The sequence below is a fragment of the Shewanella mangrovisoli genome (genome assembly GCF_019457635.1).
Lineage (GTDB): Bacteria > Pseudomonadota > Gammaproteobacteria > Enterobacterales > Shewanellaceae > Shewanella > Shewanella mangrovisoli.
This window is the reverse complement of record NZ_CP080412.1, coordinates 4,421,112-4,437,262: the sequence shown is the minus strand read 5'-3', so window position 1 is coordinate 4,437,262 and position 16,151 is coordinate 4,421,112. Positions and strand designations below refer to the sequence as shown.

General features: G+C 48.6%; 20 protein-coding genes. 15 read left to right on the top strand and 5 right to left on the bottom strand.

Annotated elements, in window-relative coordinates:
- The first annotated feature begins 210 nt into the window (after positions 1-210).
- The 6 genes from K0H60_RS19310 to K0H60_RS19285 all read left to right on the top strand — a co-directional run bounded on the left by K0H60_RS19310 (position 211) and on the right by K0H60_RS19285 (position 5,221).
- Positions 211-759, top strand: coding sequence for a YbhB/YbcL family Raf kinase inhibitor-like protein (locus K0H60_RS19310; RefSeq protein ID WP_220056747.1), 549 nt, complete (start codon positions 211-213; stop codon positions 757-759).
- Positions 760-776: 17 nt separating this feature from the next.
- A complete protein-coding gene (locus K0H60_RS19305; RefSeq protein WP_220056746.1) occupies positions 777-1,535 on the top strand; it encodes a helix-turn-helix transcriptional regulator in 759 nt (252 codons plus the stop codon).
- A 31-nt stretch (positions 1,536-1,566) separates the two neighbouring features.
- Positions 1,567-1,917, top strand: coding sequence for a YkvA family protein (locus K0H60_RS19300; protein ID WP_011718601.1), 351 nt, complete (start codon positions 1,567-1,569; stop codon positions 1,915-1,917).
- Between the two features lie 178 nt (positions 1,918-2,095).
- Positions 2,096-3,493: a hypothetical protein gene (locus tag K0H60_RS19295; RefSeq protein WP_011718600.1), complete on the top strand. Its 1,398-nt coding sequence runs from the start codon at positions 2,096-2,098 to the stop codon at positions 3,491-3,493.
- 1 nt (position 3,494) lies between these two features.
- Positions 3,495-4,532 (top strand): acyltransferase family protein, encoded by a 1,038-nt coding sequence (locus K0H60_RS19290; RefSeq protein WP_220054088.1) that lies wholly within the window; start codon positions 3,495-3,497, stop codon positions 4,530-4,532.
- 86 nt (positions 4,533-4,618) lie between these two features.
- Positions 4,619-5,221 carry a hypothetical protein gene (locus K0H60_RS19285; protein ID WP_434086662.1) on the top strand — a complete coding sequence of 201 codons (603 nt, stop codon included), beginning with the start codon at positions 4,619-4,621 and terminating at the stop codon, positions 5,219-5,221.
- Between the two features lie 78 nt (positions 5,222-5,299).
- Here K0H60_RS19285 and K0H60_RS19280 read toward each other — a convergent pair whose 3' ends face one another.
- From K0H60_RS19280 to K0H60_RS19265, 4 genes are all read right to left on the bottom strand, one after another.
- A complete protein-coding gene (locus K0H60_RS19280; RefSeq protein ID WP_220056744.1) occupies positions 5,300-5,881 on the bottom strand; it encodes a YSC84-related protein in 582 nt (193 codons plus the stop codon).
- 138 nt (positions 5,882-6,019) lie between these two features.
- Positions 6,020-6,952 (bottom strand): hypothetical protein, encoded by a 933-nt coding sequence (locus K0H60_RS19275; RefSeq protein ID WP_220056743.1) that lies wholly within the window; start codon positions 6,950-6,952, stop codon positions 6,020-6,022.
- A gap of 55 nt (positions 6,953-7,007) precedes the next feature.
- On the bottom strand, positions 7,008-7,409 hold the full coding sequence (locus K0H60_RS19270) for a nitrous oxide-stimulated promoter family protein (protein WP_220056742.1): 402 nt from the start codon (positions 7,407-7,409) through the stop codon (positions 7,008-7,010).
- A 104-nt stretch (positions 7,410-7,513) separates the two neighbouring features.
- The gene (locus tag K0H60_RS19265; protein ID WP_086903021.1) at positions 7,514-7,873 is read right to left on the bottom strand and encodes a DsrE/DsrF/TusD sulfur relay family protein; all 360 of its coding nucleotides are present in this window, start codon (positions 7,871-7,873) and stop codon (positions 7,514-7,516) included.
- A 252-nt stretch (positions 7,874-8,125) separates the two neighbouring features.
- Here K0H60_RS19265 and K0H60_RS19260 point away from each other — a divergent pair, with 252 nt between their 5' ends.
- From K0H60_RS19260 to K0H60_RS19230, 7 genes are all read left to right on the top strand, one after another.
- Positions 8,126-9,043, top strand: a complete 918-nt coding sequence (locus K0H60_RS19260) for a hypothetical protein (protein WP_220056741.1) — start codon at positions 8,126-8,128, stop codon at positions 9,041-9,043.
- A gap of 217 nt (positions 9,044-9,260) precedes the next feature.
- Entirely contained in the window at positions 9,261-9,572 is a 312-nt protein-coding gene (locus tag K0H60_RS19255) for a hypothetical protein (protein WP_023266006.1), read from the top strand.
- Positions 9,573-9,583: 11 nt separating this feature from the next.
- Positions 9,584-11,038 (top strand): protein adenylyltransferase SelO, encoded by a 1,455-nt coding sequence (locus tag K0H60_RS19250; RefSeq protein WP_220056740.1) that lies wholly within the window; start codon positions 9,584-9,586, stop codon positions 11,036-11,038.
- Positions 11,039-11,049: 11 nt separating this feature from the next.
- Positions 11,050-11,343, top strand: coding sequence for a DUF3630 family protein (locus K0H60_RS19245; RefSeq protein WP_258405768.1), 294 nt, complete (start codon positions 11,050-11,052; stop codon positions 11,341-11,343).
- A gap of 10 nt (positions 11,344-11,353) precedes the next feature.
- The gene (locus K0H60_RS19240) at positions 11,354-12,391 is read left to right on the top strand and encodes a serine/threonine protein kinase (RefSeq protein WP_220056738.1); all 1,038 of its coding nucleotides are present in this window, start codon (positions 11,354-11,356) and stop codon (positions 12,389-12,391) included.
- A gap of 127 nt (positions 12,392-12,518) precedes the next feature.
- Positions 12,519-13,130 (top strand): thiol:disulfide interchange protein DsbA/DsbL, encoded by a 612-nt coding sequence (locus tag K0H60_RS19235; RefSeq protein WP_086903027.1) that lies wholly within the window; start codon positions 12,519-12,521, stop codon positions 13,128-13,130.
- A gap of 462 nt (positions 13,131-13,592) precedes the next feature.
- Positions 13,593-13,805, top strand: coding sequence for a DUF1107 domain-containing protein (locus K0H60_RS19230; RefSeq protein WP_011624366.1), 213 nt, complete (start codon positions 13,593-13,595; stop codon positions 13,803-13,805).
- Here K0H60_RS19230 and K0H60_RS19225 read toward each other — a convergent pair.
- Positions 13,802-14,023 carry a cell division protein ZapB gene (locus K0H60_RS19225; protein ID WP_086903028.1) on the bottom strand — a complete coding sequence of 74 codons (222 nt, stop codon included), beginning with the start codon at positions 14,021-14,023 and terminating at the stop codon, positions 13,802-13,804. The genes K0H60_RS19230 and K0H60_RS19225 overlap by 4 nt on opposite strands.
- Before the next feature lie 179 nt (positions 14,024-14,202).
- Between K0H60_RS19225 and K0H60_RS19220 the strand changes: the two genes are divergently transcribed.
- Entirely contained in the window at positions 14,203-15,708 is a 1,506-nt protein-coding gene (locus K0H60_RS19220) for a Na+/H+ antiporter NhaC family protein (RefSeq protein ID WP_220056737.1), read from the top strand.
- 56 nt (positions 15,709-15,764) lie between these two features.
- Positions 15,765-16,121, top strand: a complete 357-nt coding sequence (locus tag K0H60_RS19215) for a RidA family protein (RefSeq protein ID WP_220054082.1) — start codon at positions 15,765-15,767, stop codon at positions 16,119-16,121.
- Positions 16,122-16,151: the final 30 nt, after the last annotated feature.

Sequence of the window (16,151 nt, the reverse complement as noted above, 5' to 3'; positions counted from 1 at the left end):
GTATTAATTCATTTGGTGATTTATAAGGTACGCTATATTTGAATAAAAATGCAGATAAAGTCTTTACAAAATCACTTGGGTGCTTAAAGATGACAAAAAGTCGCCACTTTTTCTCAATTTTGAGCATTTAGGGAAGAAACTTGGCGTTTTGAGGCAGGTTTGCCACTTAAGACTGACGTAAATTAGCCCTGTTACCTAAAGGAGATAAAGATGATGCATTTACATAAGTGGATAGTCGGAGTTGGCTTATTAACGGCGGTATTCGGCTCGGCGCAGGCCATGACCTTATCGAGTAAAGATATTGGCGAAGGTCAGCAATTATCGAATCAATTTGTTTTTAATGGGTTTGGCTGTAATGGCGAGAATCTTTCTCCCGAACTCACTTGGAGCGACGCACCAAAGGGCACAAAAGCCTATGCGGTGACGGCTTATGATCCCGATGCGCCAACGGGCAGTGGTTGGTGGCACTGGGCCGTTTACAATATTAACGGCGAGCAACAACAGCTAGCCCAAGGTGCGGGCTCTAAAGCCAATGCCTTACCTAAAGGAGCGATTGCGCTAAAGAATGACTTTGGCACCACAGACTTTGGTGGCGCTTGCCCGCCGCAGGGGCATGGCATGCACAGATATATATTTACTGTGTGGGCGCTAGCCTCGCCATTAGCGTTACCTAAAGAGGCATCTCCTGCGCTATTAGGCTTTATGCTCAATGCGCAGGCCTTAGGCAGCGCTAAGCTGACCGCTGTGTATCAGCGTTAATAGTGTAGGGCTGATGCATGATCCGCATGTTTGAATACGACTCTAAACTGGCGCAGTCACTTTCGCGGGTGCCAGTGCATCAGCCCTCGATTATCCGTGTGATCCAAGGGGAGAAATCGCTGCTCTGGCAAGATGATGCCCTCGCCGTGAATGCCGAGCAGCTATTATTGTTACCCGCCGGAAGCCATATCAGCTTCGTCAATCGACCGATGAGCGGACGCTACCGAGCGGTGCAACTCCTCTTGCCCTATGAGTTGCCCTCGGGCGTTATGCTTACAACAACCGATAGGCTGATACCTAAACCTACGCAAACGATTTCACGCTCGGTCGATTTTGCCTGGAATGCGTTATTGCACAGCCTTACCTTGGAGCTACCCACGTCGGTGCAGATGCATTATTTAGCCGCCTTGCTGCTCAGTCTACCGCAGCAAGCGAGCGTCAATTGGCTCTACAGTCATAAACCTGTGAATGTGAGTCAAGCTGTGCTGGGCTTATTGGGGCAGCATCCTTCAGCCCCATGGCAGCAAGAGGAAATCGCCGATAAGTTGCATATGAGCAGTGCCAGTTTAAGACGTAAACTGGCGCAGGAAGACACTAGCTTTAGGCAATTGCTCGCCGAAGTGCGTTTGTGTCAGGGCCTAACCCTATTGCAAAAATCTACGGATTCCGTGCTGCAAATCGCCTTGGCCTGCGGCTATTTGTCGGCAGAAAAATTCTCGGCGCGCTTTAAACAGGCCTTTGGCCTGACACCCGCCGCGTATCGCCGTACACTGTGAGCAACGTTAATCGTCATTACAAGGAGTCGACATGGCAGAAGAACAATTCACTGAAACTGGTTTTTGGAACAAAATCAAACTGTTTGGTCGCCAAGCTGGGCGTGAAGTGGTTGAGCGTGCCCTGTGGCTTTATTATGCGGCGCAAAAGCCTAATACGCCTAAGTGGGCCAAGTCGGTGATTTTTGGAGCCTTGGCTTACTTTATCTCGCCCTTGGATGCGATCCCGGATTTGACACCTTTGGTGGGCTTTACCGATGACTTGGGCGCCTTAGCGGCGGCGCTCACTATGGTTATGCTCTATATTGATGATGAAGTGAAATCCCAAGCGGCGGATAAGTTGGCGCTGTGGTTTGGCGATGAGCCAGCTGAGCCTAAGCCTTAGTCGCGAAAATGGTGGCATCTTTTAGGCTAAAAATATGATTTTATTAGTGGTTAATGAATAGGCTTTACCCACGTTTTTTAAGGGTAAAAATTTTTTTTGTGAAACGTTTCACTATTGGTTAATTGCGCTATATGCTAGCGCTGTTTTGTGAACCCATTGTGTGTGTTTAGGCAATTAAATGAAAAATATTATGGCGGTGATCCTGTGGTTTTTAGGAGTCTCTGCCGCCACCCCCGTGTTCGCCGATAAGGCCTCGCCAGAACAACTCGCCCGCCTGTACCTCGATTTTATGGCTCAGACCAGTCGCCAGAGTGAAGCCCTGTGGCCAGGATTTCGTCTCGACGATAAAGTGCACCTCTTCAGCTATGCAGGCAATGTGTGGTTACGCCAACCCGGCGGCGAAATTATCCAAGACAACAGCGTGTTAGAGTCGGTTAACTTGCACTCTGGGTTGTCGATTAACTTTGGTTTCCCGCAATATCAAGGGCAAGCGGGTGTGCTTATCCAGCTCGAGTCGCCGACGATTCAATTCGATAGTACGACTAAAACCGCCGATTTACCTTTTGTGATTTGGGCTGGCAACAGTGTGCACGAGGCGTTTCATTTTTATGCCCAATCCGAGTGGCGGGTGTTAGAGGATGCGCGTCGATATGAAGGCGAGGTTTATCCACTTAACCTAGATGCTCGCTATTACCGTTTACAACTGTTTAATGCCTTGATGGCGGCCTTAAAACAACCCGAGCAGCAGGCGCAGTATTTAGGCTATGCCGCTTACTGGTTGCAAGTGTGGCGGCAAACGGCGCCTAACGAAGATAAAGTCAGTTATGTAAATGACTTAGTCGAAGGCAGCGCGCGTTATGTCGAGTTAATTGCGGGTGCGCGCTTCTTAAGTCAAAACCAGTCCTACCTCGGCTATCAGCAAATCCTGTTGCAGTACGTGCAGGATTATTATCAACAGCAGCAAATGCTTGGTGGCTGGACCGCCGAGGCTGAGAATATCGGCGCGCTGGCTGGCATATTGCTTGATAGCACTCAAGATGCCTATGTGTGGAAAGAGTCGGTGATGTCGGGCATGTTGCCCGTGGATTTACTGCTGAGCCGCATCAAGCCGATTGCTCCGCCCGTTGCCCAGAATATGGCGCAGAAGAAACGGCTGCAGGACATGCTGGCCTACTATCCGGCGACGGAGCAAAAACTGACCCAGTTACTTAAGGATGTGCAAGACCCGAAAGTGCCGTTATTGGTGATGCCGAGTGTGAGCGATAGCAGCAGTTTTATCGACGTGGGTGAGGTGCGTTCTGGGTTTTATGTGGTGCCCTATCAAGAGGAAATGACCCAAGCCTATTTAGGTATGAGTTCACAATTCAGTAACTTAAATGTGAGTGGTAGTCCGTTGTTGGATGTGCCATTACAGAATTATTGTGAGGGCATTGAAGCCGCAACTCTGTTACCTTTGGGGTTCACCTTTCAGCGCGAAGGTCAGTATTTGGTGTTCAATGAGCCGGAAATCCATGGCACCATCCGGGTTTCTGCAAGTGTTGTTGAGGGAAGAACCCTCTACTGTGCGATGAATTAATATGAGAAAAAATCAGCTCGAATTTACCTACATGCGCGGCATCGCGATTATTTTTATCGTGCTTGGCCACAGTATTTATAACTCTGGGGAAGGGTTTCCGTTATTGCTGGAAAATTTACTCAGGGGGGGCACGGCGTTGTTCGTGTTTATCTCTGGCTATTTTTTCCATCGGATTTTTTATAAGGACTTCGATTACGGCAAGTTTATGAAGAATAAAGTGCAAAACGTACTTTATCCCTTTTTGGTCGTCTCTGCCGTTGGCTTGTTCTTCTTGTGTTTACGTTGGTTTTTCTTGGAACATCAGTCGCTTGATAAGCTACTGTTGAGCGTTTTCTATACCGTGCGTAACGGCTATATCCTGTATCCGCACTGGTATATCCCTTTTATCATGGCGGTGTTTTTATTCTCGCCAGTGTTTTTGTGGTTTATCCGCTGCTCGCAGCAGATGCGTTGGACCCTATTCGTGCTGAGTTGTGTGGTGGCGATTCTGCTCCACCGACCCATAGGTAACGTCAACTTTATCCACTCGGTGGTGTATTTTATGCCTTTCTATTTGATTGGTATTTTATATTCCCAAGATGAACATATTGTGACGCGCTATGGCTCTATTTTCAGTGCGTTAGCGGTGATCTTCCTGATTGTGAGTCTGGTTGAGCAAAGTTACATAGTGCAGCACATTGGTAACTACCATAAGGCGCCGTTTGAATATAACGGTATCGATTGGCAGTTTATCCAAAAGCTGAGTCTGTGTGTGCTAGTGCTTAACTTCTGTGATTGGTTGTCGAAACGCAGCCGCATCCCTTGGTTAGTGGAAACCGCCGAGATGAGCTTTGCAATTTTCTTCATCCACCCGTTATTCGACATGTTGTTTAATACAGTCGCCACAGTGTTACGTTATCGCTTACCGCCGGGGTCTTGGGTCACCAGTATCCTGTTCTCGGCGGCGATTTTTACCTTCCTGATGGTGGGCAGTATTATCACGGCTCGCTTTATCAAAAAACGTTTAGGCAACCGTTCACGTCTGTATATCGGTTGGTAACGCCTCTAAGCTAAACAGGGGAATTAAGTTTAAATTTATTCCCCTGTGTTAGCGTGTTTTTCATCGAATTTTCCATGGAAAACATAATGAAAACTATCACCCTACCACGCCTTGGAATCGTCGGCCTTATGATGGCTACGCCGGTATTTGCTCATGCGTCGACCGAACCTGCACTTGCCATGGCGCAAGAGACTTTCTTCAATCAATTAGCATCCCATTGCGGTAAAGCCTTTGCGGGTAAAGTAGTGTCAACGGACAGTGCAGATGCGGCTTTTCGTGATAAAGCACTGGTGATGCATGTGCGCGAATGCAGTGATACTGAGCTGAAAATCCCGTTCCATGTGGGTGATGACCACTCCCGTACTTGGGTGATCACGAAAACGACTCAAGGTTTAAGGTTAAAGCATGATCACCGCCATCAAGACGGAACGGAAGATAAAGTGACTATGTATGGCGGCGATACGGCGAGTGTCGGCAGCAGCCAAAAACAGTCATTCCCTATCGATCAGGCATCGATTGATAACTTTATGCAAAATGGCCTGACTCAGTCTGTCACCAATGTGTGGCATATGGAGGTTACGCCAAGTACCTTCAGCTACCTGTTGACCCGCGAGAATCGTCATTTTCAAGTAGATTTTGACTTGAGCCAACCGCAGCCGTTGCCGCCGACCCCTTGGGGACATGAGTAATCGCTATCGGGGATAAAAGAAAACCTCCTAATCCTATGGAATAGGAGGTTTTTTAATGGGGACGACATGGACTAAAACTTAGTTGCCTCTGGGCTCGAAGGAGAAGGATTGTCCCGCCAGCGCCGCTTCAAACATTAATCCACCCTTGGCAACGGTAAATACCGCCATACCATTGATATAGGCGGCAGTTGCCGATTGATTACCACCCGCTTGGCCTGCGCCTGCCGAGTTGCCTGTGGTGCCTGCTTTAGCATTTGCGCCCATGTTAATCGCAACAGCCGAGGCCTGTGCATCGAACTCGAAACTGCCACTGGTAAACTCGTTGTAGGATTTGGCATCCTTAAAGAAGATGATTTCGCTATAGGCTTGTCCGCCTAGCTGAAAACCAATGGAGAGCTGGGTCAGGCTAGAGTCTCCCATATATTGACCTGCTTGAAAGACGCGACCTTTGCCGTAGGCGGCGCCAATACCTATTCCGCCTTTACCGACAGTGGGGAAAAGGGCATAACCATAGGCGGTATTAAAAAATTTGCGGGTTTCCTTTGCTTGGTGAAAATTATTTAAAGCCTCGGTGTAGCTATCGTCGGCCTGAGCTGCGGGTGCCATAAAGCTGGCAATCAGACAGGTTGATGCGACGATAAGGGATAAAAATGATTTCATGGCGTTCCTCCTTAATGCTTAGGTTCCATCAGACTACCCTTTGTTTTAACAAATGACAGCCTAAAGCTGAGTTCATGTCAGCTGGGGTTCAGTTTTTACTGGGTGACAGTGTGCCAGTTTTGAGTGTTTTAGGGTGAATTAGTTCTTCGAGCGAGAGGGCGTATTGGTGATTTTTTCAGAGCCTTCATTCGATTCCTGCTGTAGTTGTTGAATAAATTCAAATTCTTCAGGAGTGAGTATCTCTCCCGCCTGAGGCTCTGCCTTTGGCTGCGGGGCCGACATATGTCCCCTGAGATAGGCGGTGCGGGTGATTTGCTTGAGGCCATAAGCTGCCAGCAGGTAAAAGCTTAACAGCAGGCTTAAGCGTGGCAGCGCATGGGATAGGGTCGAGAGTGAATCCCCAAGATAAAAGGGGAGTACTACCACAAATACCCTTAACAACCAGTTAAATAGCATGGCTAAGGTCAGGCCGAACAACCAGCGGAAACGGATCAGCTTTAAGGTTTGCTGCGGTGCATCGTTATTCTGTTGCTGGCGTAGTTTATGCCGTTGGAACAGTCGCCAGAGCGCAACAAAATAGGTTGCCGTTTGGATAAACAGCAGCAGAGGCAAGGCCAGACTCCAATGGCTGAAATCGATATCTTGCCGATATTTAAAGAATTCTGCCTGAAACCAAATCGCATTTTTGTGTAGATTCAACCGCACCGCGATATCAATCATGGCCAAGCATAGGGTGACTAGTGCTGGCCAATAATGCCGCGAAAAGCCAATGGGTGAGGTGTTTTGTTCTAGACTGCGTTTGCAGTAGAGGTAGAGCAGCGGCATGAGTAAGAAGTAAATTGGGGTGATCAGGTTAAATAACACATGGATAGGGATCGGCGTGTTATCGCGATTGAGCATACCCGTCAGGAAGTACAAGCCGATAAGACTCAAGAAGCCAGCAAGCAGTTTTTGGTTATTGTTTGAGTGGTAGAAGTAGCGAATATAAATAGCTAGCGCGAGGCAATGTAAGCCACCAAATAGGGATAACCACCAATAGGCTTGAGCAAAAAACGTATTAAATTCGTTCATTTTAAGCACCTCGACGCCTTGTTATAACAGGGAATTTCGAGGTGCAAAAGTGTTACTAAAGGTTTTTCTGTGAAATTGCGATGCGTTGATGGCGATTAGATGCCGCCTCAGGTACAGATGCGGGTACAGGCTGACGCTCTGCCAGTAAGTGTTTGATTGCGCGAATGGGATGCGGTAACAGCATTCGTGGGCCGGCGAAAATCATGATCTCTTTGACCTGCGCCTTTTGCGCCGGTTTATAGCAGTGCACTGGGCACTTACTGCAGGTGGGTTTATCTTGTCCGTAGGGGCAACGATCGAGGCGAACGGCGGCATATTCTAGCAGCGCTAAACACTCTTCACACAGGCCGGATGCCGTTTGGCCTTGGTGCTTAGCTTTACAATAAATCTTCGCCATCGCGCTAATGGTTTCATGTTCGTAGCGCAGTTTACCTGTGAGTAGTGCCGCTGAGTCCATGGGAATACCTTAGTCTGTTACTCGGATAATTCCATCATAAGCAGCGGCGCGGGCTTGTTCAAAATTGAAGTGTCAATTTATGAAGGTGCGCACAAAATGAGACTTTAAATATGCATCACCTTATCGGCGGCCAGCGTCCAGCGGGTGAGATCCTGTAAAGTGCCAATTTCGGCGCCCTCGAGCAGCATCTCGGGGTTAACGCCCCGCGCTTGGGCGCAGGTTTTACAGAGTAAAATCGGGACTTGCTGAGCGCTTAGGATCTCAAACATCTGTTGTAGGTTGTAACTGAGGTCTGGAGTCGTTTGATGCTTAAGGGCGCCAAACACCGCATCTGACATTAAAAAGATTTTTAAATCAACTTGTTGCTCGGTTTGGTCCTTCAGCGCCAACGCGATACGTAGGCTATTGAAGAGCTTTTCTGTGCCATAGGGGCTGGCGTGGGCAACGATCAGAATGTTTTGCATTAGGCTTTCCTTAATTTTTGCAAATGGTCATAAACCCTAACAGTCTAGCCGAATTGCGCCTATCGATTTGCGTGCAAGATCGGATAAAACGGCATAAATACTTGATTTACACAGACACTATGGACTTTAATAGCGGTTAATCTCTGCTCAACTTTTGGACAGAATCCCTTGTCAGCTTCAGGTTATTGAGTCGCCCTGGCAAGCCAACTGCAATCGCTTCTGATGGGAAGCAGCCATTAAAGGTGAAGAAGAATGAAGGTCGTTGTCGTTTTTATACTGATCGCTATCGGAGTGTTTTTATTTCGTCGTGCCCAGCGCTTGGCGAAGGAAGAACAAGAAGCAATGATGGCGAAGAAATCAACCGAAAAGACAAGGGATACAAGCGCTTCGCCCGATGAGGCTGAACCTACGCCTGACATTGCTCCTGCTGCGACGAACGAGTCAGCGGCCGATTCTGCGGCCAAAGCACCCGAAGTTGAATTAATGCCAAGGGACGTTGAGCCAGCGAGTCGGGTCGAGATAAGCGAAGATATTATCGATGTCGAGCTCCCCACTGCTAGTAATGAAAAGAGTGTGATTATCCTTGCCGATGTCCATTCTGCCGATGCCGATAAAGACTCTGCAATCCCTAAGGATGAAGCTCCGGTCACCCAGGCGAGTGAGGCCCAAGAAGAGCCGGTAGTCGTCGACACCCCAGTTAAGGCAAAAGAAAGCGCCGAGAGTTCGCCTGAGGTGGCAAGCACTCGTTTGGCAAAAGACGAACCACTTGCAGCACTTGGTTCATGGGCGAATGTCACACTGCAACGCGCAGCAGAAGAATACCAAAGTGCAGAGACGGCGCAGGCGCGCTATAACGCGTTACAAAACGTGATTGCCGAGTGCTACAAGCAGCGAAAATCGACCGAATATTTAACCTATGGTGCAGCGCTGCATGGGTTGTATCTTGCGTTATTCCACAGTGTGAATGCCGAAAAGTCCAAAGATCTTGAGCTTAAAACCCCTGGTTTTATGCAGCTTGCGACCTTGTTAAACGATACCCAAGACTTTGATAAAGCGATTGCACTCTGCCAAGAGGCGATCAAATTTGGTTTAACCGATGGCACAGTCACGGGATTTGAAGGGCGAATTAGCCGTATAGAGAAGGCGCAGGCGAAAGCGGCAACGGCCTAAGGTCGTTGTCTGCTTGCGATTGTAGGATTCTAGCCTTTGGCGCTCCAACGCGATTAACACTGCGCTTGAGATACCCTTAGCCGAAAAGCGGTTATTTAACCGAGTAAAGCCGTGTAGAATCTTGATACTTACCGCGCAAAAGGCGAACTAAGGTTCGCTTTTTTTATGGGCTATTTTTATGAAGTGTGTTGCGAGCTGTTTTAACCGAATTGTCAAAATGAAATTATCCTTGGCCATCTTGTTTGCCTGCCTCAGCCTTGGCTTGAGTGGTTGCACTAAAACCCCCGAATGGACGCTATTCTATTATCCAGCGGCGACCTCACTGCCAACGACGCCATTACAAACCGATGATATCAATGGTTATTACGACACCCTCGAACAATGCCAACGCAAAGCCCAAGGGTTACAACGCTTAACGGGATCGGGTGTGAGTGGCTTCGAGGCCAGCGGTGCCGGCGTCTATCAATGTGGCCTGCAGTGCGAGTTTAACGACAAGTCCGTGCTCGTGTGTAAGCAGCTCGTTCAATAGGAAAAGCATTGATGAAGTTTAAACAGGATTTTTTTACCCAGTTGCCTGAGTTTTACGCTCAAGTCTATCCGCAGGGGATAAGCAATCCCCATTGGCTGGCGTGGAGTGAAGATGCCGCCAAGTTAATCGACTTACAGCAGCCGACGGATGCCTTATTGCAGGGATTATCGGGTAACGCGGCCGTTGAGGGCGCAAGTTATTATGCGCAGGTGTACAGTGGCCATCAGTTTGGTGGCTACACGCCCAGATTAGGCGATGGTCGCTCGATTATTTTGGGTGAGGCATTAGGTCCCCAAGGCGCTTGGGATGTGGCACTAAAAGGCGGCGGGCCGACGCCCTATTCTCGCCATGGCGATGGCAGAGCCGTGATGCGCTCTGCGGTGCGGGAGTTCCTTGTCTCCGAAGCACTGCATCATTTAGGTGTGCCGACGACTCGAGCCCTGGCGGTAATCGGCTCTGATATGCCCGTCTGGCGTGAGAGCCAAGAAACCGCAGCCATTACCGTACGTTTGGCGCGCAGCCATATCCGTTTTGGTCATTTCGAATTTTTCTGCCATAGCGAGCGTGGCCAAGCCGATAAGCTCACGCAGTTACTCAACTTTACCTTGAGGCAGCATTATCCACATTTGAGCTGCGATCTGGCGGGCTATAAAGCCTGGTTTTTGCAGGTGGTGCAAGATACCGCTAAGCTCATCGCCCATTGGCAGGCTATTGGCTTTGCCCACGGGGTGATGAATACCGACAATATGTCGATTCTGGGGGACAGTTTCGATTTTGGCCCGTTTGCCTTCCTTGATACCTTCCAAGAAGACTTTATTTGCAATCATTCCGACCCAGAAGGGCGTTATGCCTTTGGTCAGCAGCCCGGCATTGGCCTGTGGAACCTGCAACGTTTAGCGCAGGCGTTGACGCCTGTGATCCCCTCCGATGATTTAATTGCCGCCTTGAATCAATATCAACATGCTCTGGTGCAACATTATTTGATGCTGATGCGCGCTAAGTTGGGATTGACTGAGCGAGTGGATTCGACAGCCGAGCAGGATCAGCAGGACTTAGAACTGATTGGCCGCTTTACCGTGCTGATGGAGAAAAATCAGCTGGATTACAGCAACACGTGGCGCCGCTTCGGTCAACTTGACCCAAGCAGTGTGCACTCGTCGCTGCGGGATGATTTTATCGACCTTAATGAATTTGATGCTTGGTATCAGACCTATCAGGCGCGGCTGGGTAAAGTTACCGATATTGAGGCCTGGCAACAGGCGCGTAATAACGTCAATCCCAAGTACATTCTTCGCAACTATTTGGCTCAAGAGGCCATTATTGCCGTGGAGGAGGGAAATCTTGCGCCGCTAGAGCGTTTGCATCAAGTATTGTGCCAGCCATTTGCCGAACAAGTTGAGCATGAAGATCTAGCCAAGCGTCCACCCGATTGGGGACAAGGGCTGATTATGTCGTGCAGCAGTTGATGGAAGTAAAGATGAAATTAGAAGCCATTCAGTTAGATAGAGCCGCGTTAAGCTTAAGTGTGAGCGGCGATATCGATTTTGACCATTTCGAGGCCTTTGCCGAACCATTAGCCCATGCCTTAGACTGCCGAGTGCGCGAGCGCCAATGGGGCGCGGATCGCCATCAATGGCTATTGGAGTTTGAGGGTACCTCGCTTTGGCTCAATTATGAGTTTTACGGCAATATCTGTTGGCTGAATGTGGAACGTGAGGCCGATTTTGAGGTGCTGGAATACCTTGCCACACTGTTAAAGTCCTATGTATGAGAGAGTCACAATGAGCCAAGATAAGTTAGCCCCATCTCAGGGCGTCGTCGATGATACGCATTCGGGCGCAGCCTTTGACTTTCAAGCCTTAACGCCGGATTTGATTTTAGATGCGATCGAGAGTCTTGGGGTGTATCCAGAGACAGGTCTACTCGCGCTCAATAGCTACGAAAACCGCGTGTATCAATTTCGCAGCGATGAAGGGCAACGTTATGTGGTGAAGTTTTACCGCCCCGATCGTTGGACCGATGCGCAGATCCAAGAAGAACACGACTATGCCATCGCGCTTGCCGAACAGGAAATCCCAATGGCGGTGCCCGCATCTGTGCAAGGGCAGACCTTACATCATTTCCATGGCTTTCGCTTTGCACTGTTTCCCTCCATCGGCGGTCGTCCCTTTGAAGTGGATAATTTAGAGCAGTTGGAATTTGTTGGGCGTTTTATCGGTCGTATACACCAGTTCGGTGCTCAGTCGACGTTTAAGGCCCGTGAGCCACTGAATCCCCAGATCTTAGGCGATGAACCTTTCGCCTGGTTAAAGCAGTCAGACTTAGTACCAAACACACTGCGCCCCGCGTTTTTTACCGTGGTAGAGCAAGTGCTGGCGAAGGTGAATCAGCTTTGGGCGCAGCAATCCTTTACGGCTATTCGTCTGCATGGGGATTTACACCCGGGGAATATTCTTTGGACACCCGATGGGCCGGGGTTTGTGGATTTAGACGATGCTCGCATGGGACCGGCTATTCAAGATTTATGGATGATGCTGACGGGCGATAGAGCGCAGCAGCAACTGCAACTCGAGGTATTACTCGAGGCCTATGAAGAGTTTTGTGAGTTCGATACTCGGCAGTTGGCGTTGATTGAACCCCTACGCGCATTACGGATGGTGCACTATAACGCTTGGATTGGCAGGCGTTGGCAGGATCCTGCTTTTCCTATGCATTTCCCCTGGTTTGGGGATGAAAAGTATTGGGAGCAGCAGATCTTGGCTTTTAAGGAGCAACTCGCGGCACTCGATGAACCGCCGCTGAGCCTGATCCCCTACTAAATGTGTGAACAGGGTGGAATTACGCGCCTATTAGCCCAAACCGATTGAACTCTCGGCTTGAGTTACACTCAAAAAATGAAATATGTTAGGCTCCAGCTAGTTTTGAAAATTGATTTAAGGAAAATTCATGAAAAAAGCATTACTTATGGTGGCAGCGCTGTTATTGGCTCCATTAACTGTATCGGCAGTTGAGTACAAAGAAGGCGTACACTACACAGTGATTAACGACGGCCCAGCGACAGCTAAGCCTGAAATCACCGAGTTTTTCTCTTTCTATTGCCCACATTGCTTCAACTTCTCTAAAACTGTGGTGCCTAAAATTTTGGCTGAGAAGCCAGAAGGTGTGGCATTTAACCAAGCCCACGTTGACTTTATTGGTAAGGAAATGGGCGTAGAAATGTCACGCGCTTTTGCCGTTGCACACCAATTGAACGTGGACGAGAAAATGGATGCAGCTCTATTTTCTGCCATCCATGAGAAGAAACAACACTTCACTAACCGTGATGACGTGCGCGCCTTGTTCGTGGCTAATGGCGTAGACGGCAAGGCCTTCGATGCGGCCGCTGACTCTTTTATGGTGAAAGCGCAAATGGCAAAAATGAAGCGTGATACTGAAAACGCGAAGATTTCAGGTGTGCCTGCCTTAGTGGTGAATGGCAAGTACCGCGTCGAAACCGGTGCCATCAAGTCTTACGATGAACTGTTAGATATCGCTTACTACTTAGCCAAGAAACAGTAATGATCACCAGATTGCCGCCGTTTTATCATCATTTTGTAATCTAACTGATTGATACTTCGAACATAAAATTAAAGGAGCCTAGCGCTCCTTTTTTATTGGCTGAAGCTTGAGCCCTTGGTAGTGACAGTTAAACTCGCCGCTTGCGGACTTAGGTGTTTGGCAAAAAAGAGTAAAAAAAAACCGTACTTCCGATAATCGGAAAGTACGGACTTGAGCCAGAGGGCTCATTTTTACCCTGAGTAACCTGACTAATCTAACAATGCGTCAAAATAATGTCAATAGTCAATTTTTTGACGATTGTTTATTGTGAAATAAACTGAACTGATTATTTAATTAAATCATTTGGTTAAGCTGTTTGAATTGTAAATCTTGAAAAAAATCTATCAGAGATGAAACTCAATAGGTAATGCTTCTGTCAAACAACTGTAATCAATAACAACAAGAATGCATGTAGGGGGTTGTATGAGAGTTTTCCCTGTATACGCACCGAAGCTTATTGCAAAGCATGCGCGTATTTTTCTCACTGGCGTGATATGGGTTAAAGACTTAGGTCGATTAGAATTTGAAAAGGGGCGTTTTTTATTGCCAAGAAAAAGCCTGCCAAAAGTGAAGCAGGCTATCTTAGAGCTGAACGAACTGATTGAATCGCAGAATCATCAAACTAAAACAGCTTAGATTTCACTGTTGAGCAGGCCAACAAGTCCAGTGACTTTGTCGTTCCAAGAAGCGAGTTCTTGTTGCAGTTGTTGGTTCTGCTCAGATAATTGTTGATTTTGCTCATTCAAGGTCGACGTCTTTTGCTTCTCTTCCTCTAGCTCCATTTTTAGAAGCTCGATGGTTTCGAGTGTAGCCTGGATCTTGGTTTCCAGTTTGGACAGTAATTCAAGGCTCATCTGGAGAGTCCTATAGTTTCTGGATGGGACTGTGATTCTAGCAGTGCCAAGAGCATAAGGAATAGCAGTCTTTTTCGTTTGGTCAAAAAATGCCCGATAACCGCGTGCGAATTTAAGTTTTTTTGCATTTGTTACTAACTCGTTAGTATTCTTGGGTTTATTTATTATCGGAAAGGCCCATGTCGCCGAATCTGCTTGCGATACTTCCCCTGTTATTAACCCTAGTGTTAGCCCTTTGGCTGCGGCGTACCTTAGTGGCGCTAGGTGTCGGTATCCTCTCGGGCGCCTTAATCATTACCCACTTCGATATCCTGCAAAGCTTGGGCTATCTGCTGGAGATTGGCGCTAAGCAGTTTTACAGCCAAGACGCTTGGCAGTGGTGGCATTTAAACGTGCTGATGGCCATGTTACTGCTGGGCAGCATGACGCAGCTCCTCGCCAGAAGCGGTGCGGTCGAGCAATTTGGTGATTGGCTATATCGACGTATTCGCACGGGGCGACAGGCGCGTATTGGCGTGGTGCTGCTGGGCTGGCTGGTCTTTATCGACGGTATTTTTAGTTGCCTCGCCGTGGGGCATGTGTGCCAACCTTTGAGCCAGCGTTATGGCATCCGGCAGACGCAGCTGGCCTATTTAGTCGACTCTAATGCGTCACCGCTCTGTTCACTCTTGCCTTTTTCTAGCTGGGGTCCCTATGTGATGGCACTGTTGGCGGGACTCAGTTTTTTACCCGTTTCCGCCCTTGAAGCCTTTATCGACGTCGCCTTATTCAATTTTTATGCGATAACCACCTTAGGCTTGTCGCTGATTGTTGCTTGGTTTGGGATGGGGTTTCACCCCATCGAGAATGCGCTATTGGCGGCTGAGCCCGTTGAGCCAAATTTAACGCCCTCACAAGGGAATCCTTGGTTGCTTGCGATCCCTATGCTGACCTTGCTGGCCGCTTCAGTCGGTTTAACTCTCTGGTCTGGCGCGCAGCAGGTGCCGTCATGGGATATTTCGGCTTGGTTAACCAAAGCCGATATTGGCGCAGCGATGCGCGATGCCTGTCTGTTATCGACCTTAGTGACGCTAGTGTTGTTGATGCTGTCGGGTCGAAGCATAGGGAAACTGCTGGCGGATTTGGCGCATGGGGTGCGGATGATCGCCTTTGCCATCGCGATTTTACTCTGTACTTGGATGATAGGCGCGGTGATCCAAGATCTGGGCGTGGCGAGCTTGTTAGCGAGTTGGGCTAAATTGTATTTATCCCCGAGTTTGCTGGTGGCGGGGATGTTCCTGCTCTGCGCTATCATGGCCTTTGCCACTGGCTCAAGCTGGGGCACCTTTGCGATTATGATCCCCATCAGCGGGGAAATTGCCCATAACATGGATGCTAGCTTGCTGTTACCTGTATTGAGTGCAGTGATGGCGGGCTCGGTGTTTGGCGATCATTGCTCGCCGATTTCCGATACTAGCGTGCTGAGCGCGACGAGCTCAGGCTGCTTACCCCATGACCATGTGGTGACTCAACTGCCCTTTGCGTTAATCGGGGCGGGTGCGGCATTAGTGGGATTTCAGTTAGTTAACTTATCCGTTGCAACCCTATTCGTGTGGTGTGGGGTTATAGGTACTGCGCTTGGGTTATTGGCTTTAATGACACGCTTTTATCCACCTTGGGTGAGCGCACGTTCGCAGACAAACTGAGCCTTTCGGGTTAGAATGCCCGCAGAATTAACCATTTGATGTAAGAGATTATCCCTATGAGCATTACCCGTTTAGATGTTGGTACACGTATGAGCAGCATAGTGATCCACCAAGGCACAGTGTACTTATGTGGCCAAGTGGCAAAGGATAAGTATCAAAACATCACCGAACAAACGACGACTATGCTAGAGGAAGTCGACACCCTGTTAGCGCAGGCGGGCAGTTCTCGGGAGCACTTGTTGTCAGCCACTATCTATTTAAAAGATATGAATGACTACGATGCCATGAATGCCGTTTGGGATGCTTGGGTGCCACAGGGTCATGCGCCAGCCCGTGCCTGTGTGCAGGCGGCGATTGCCGAGCCAGAATACCTGGTTGAAATTTCTGTGATTGCCGCAGTCGCTAAGGCGTAACTCGCTATCTTATCTCAGTAAGTAGTAAAG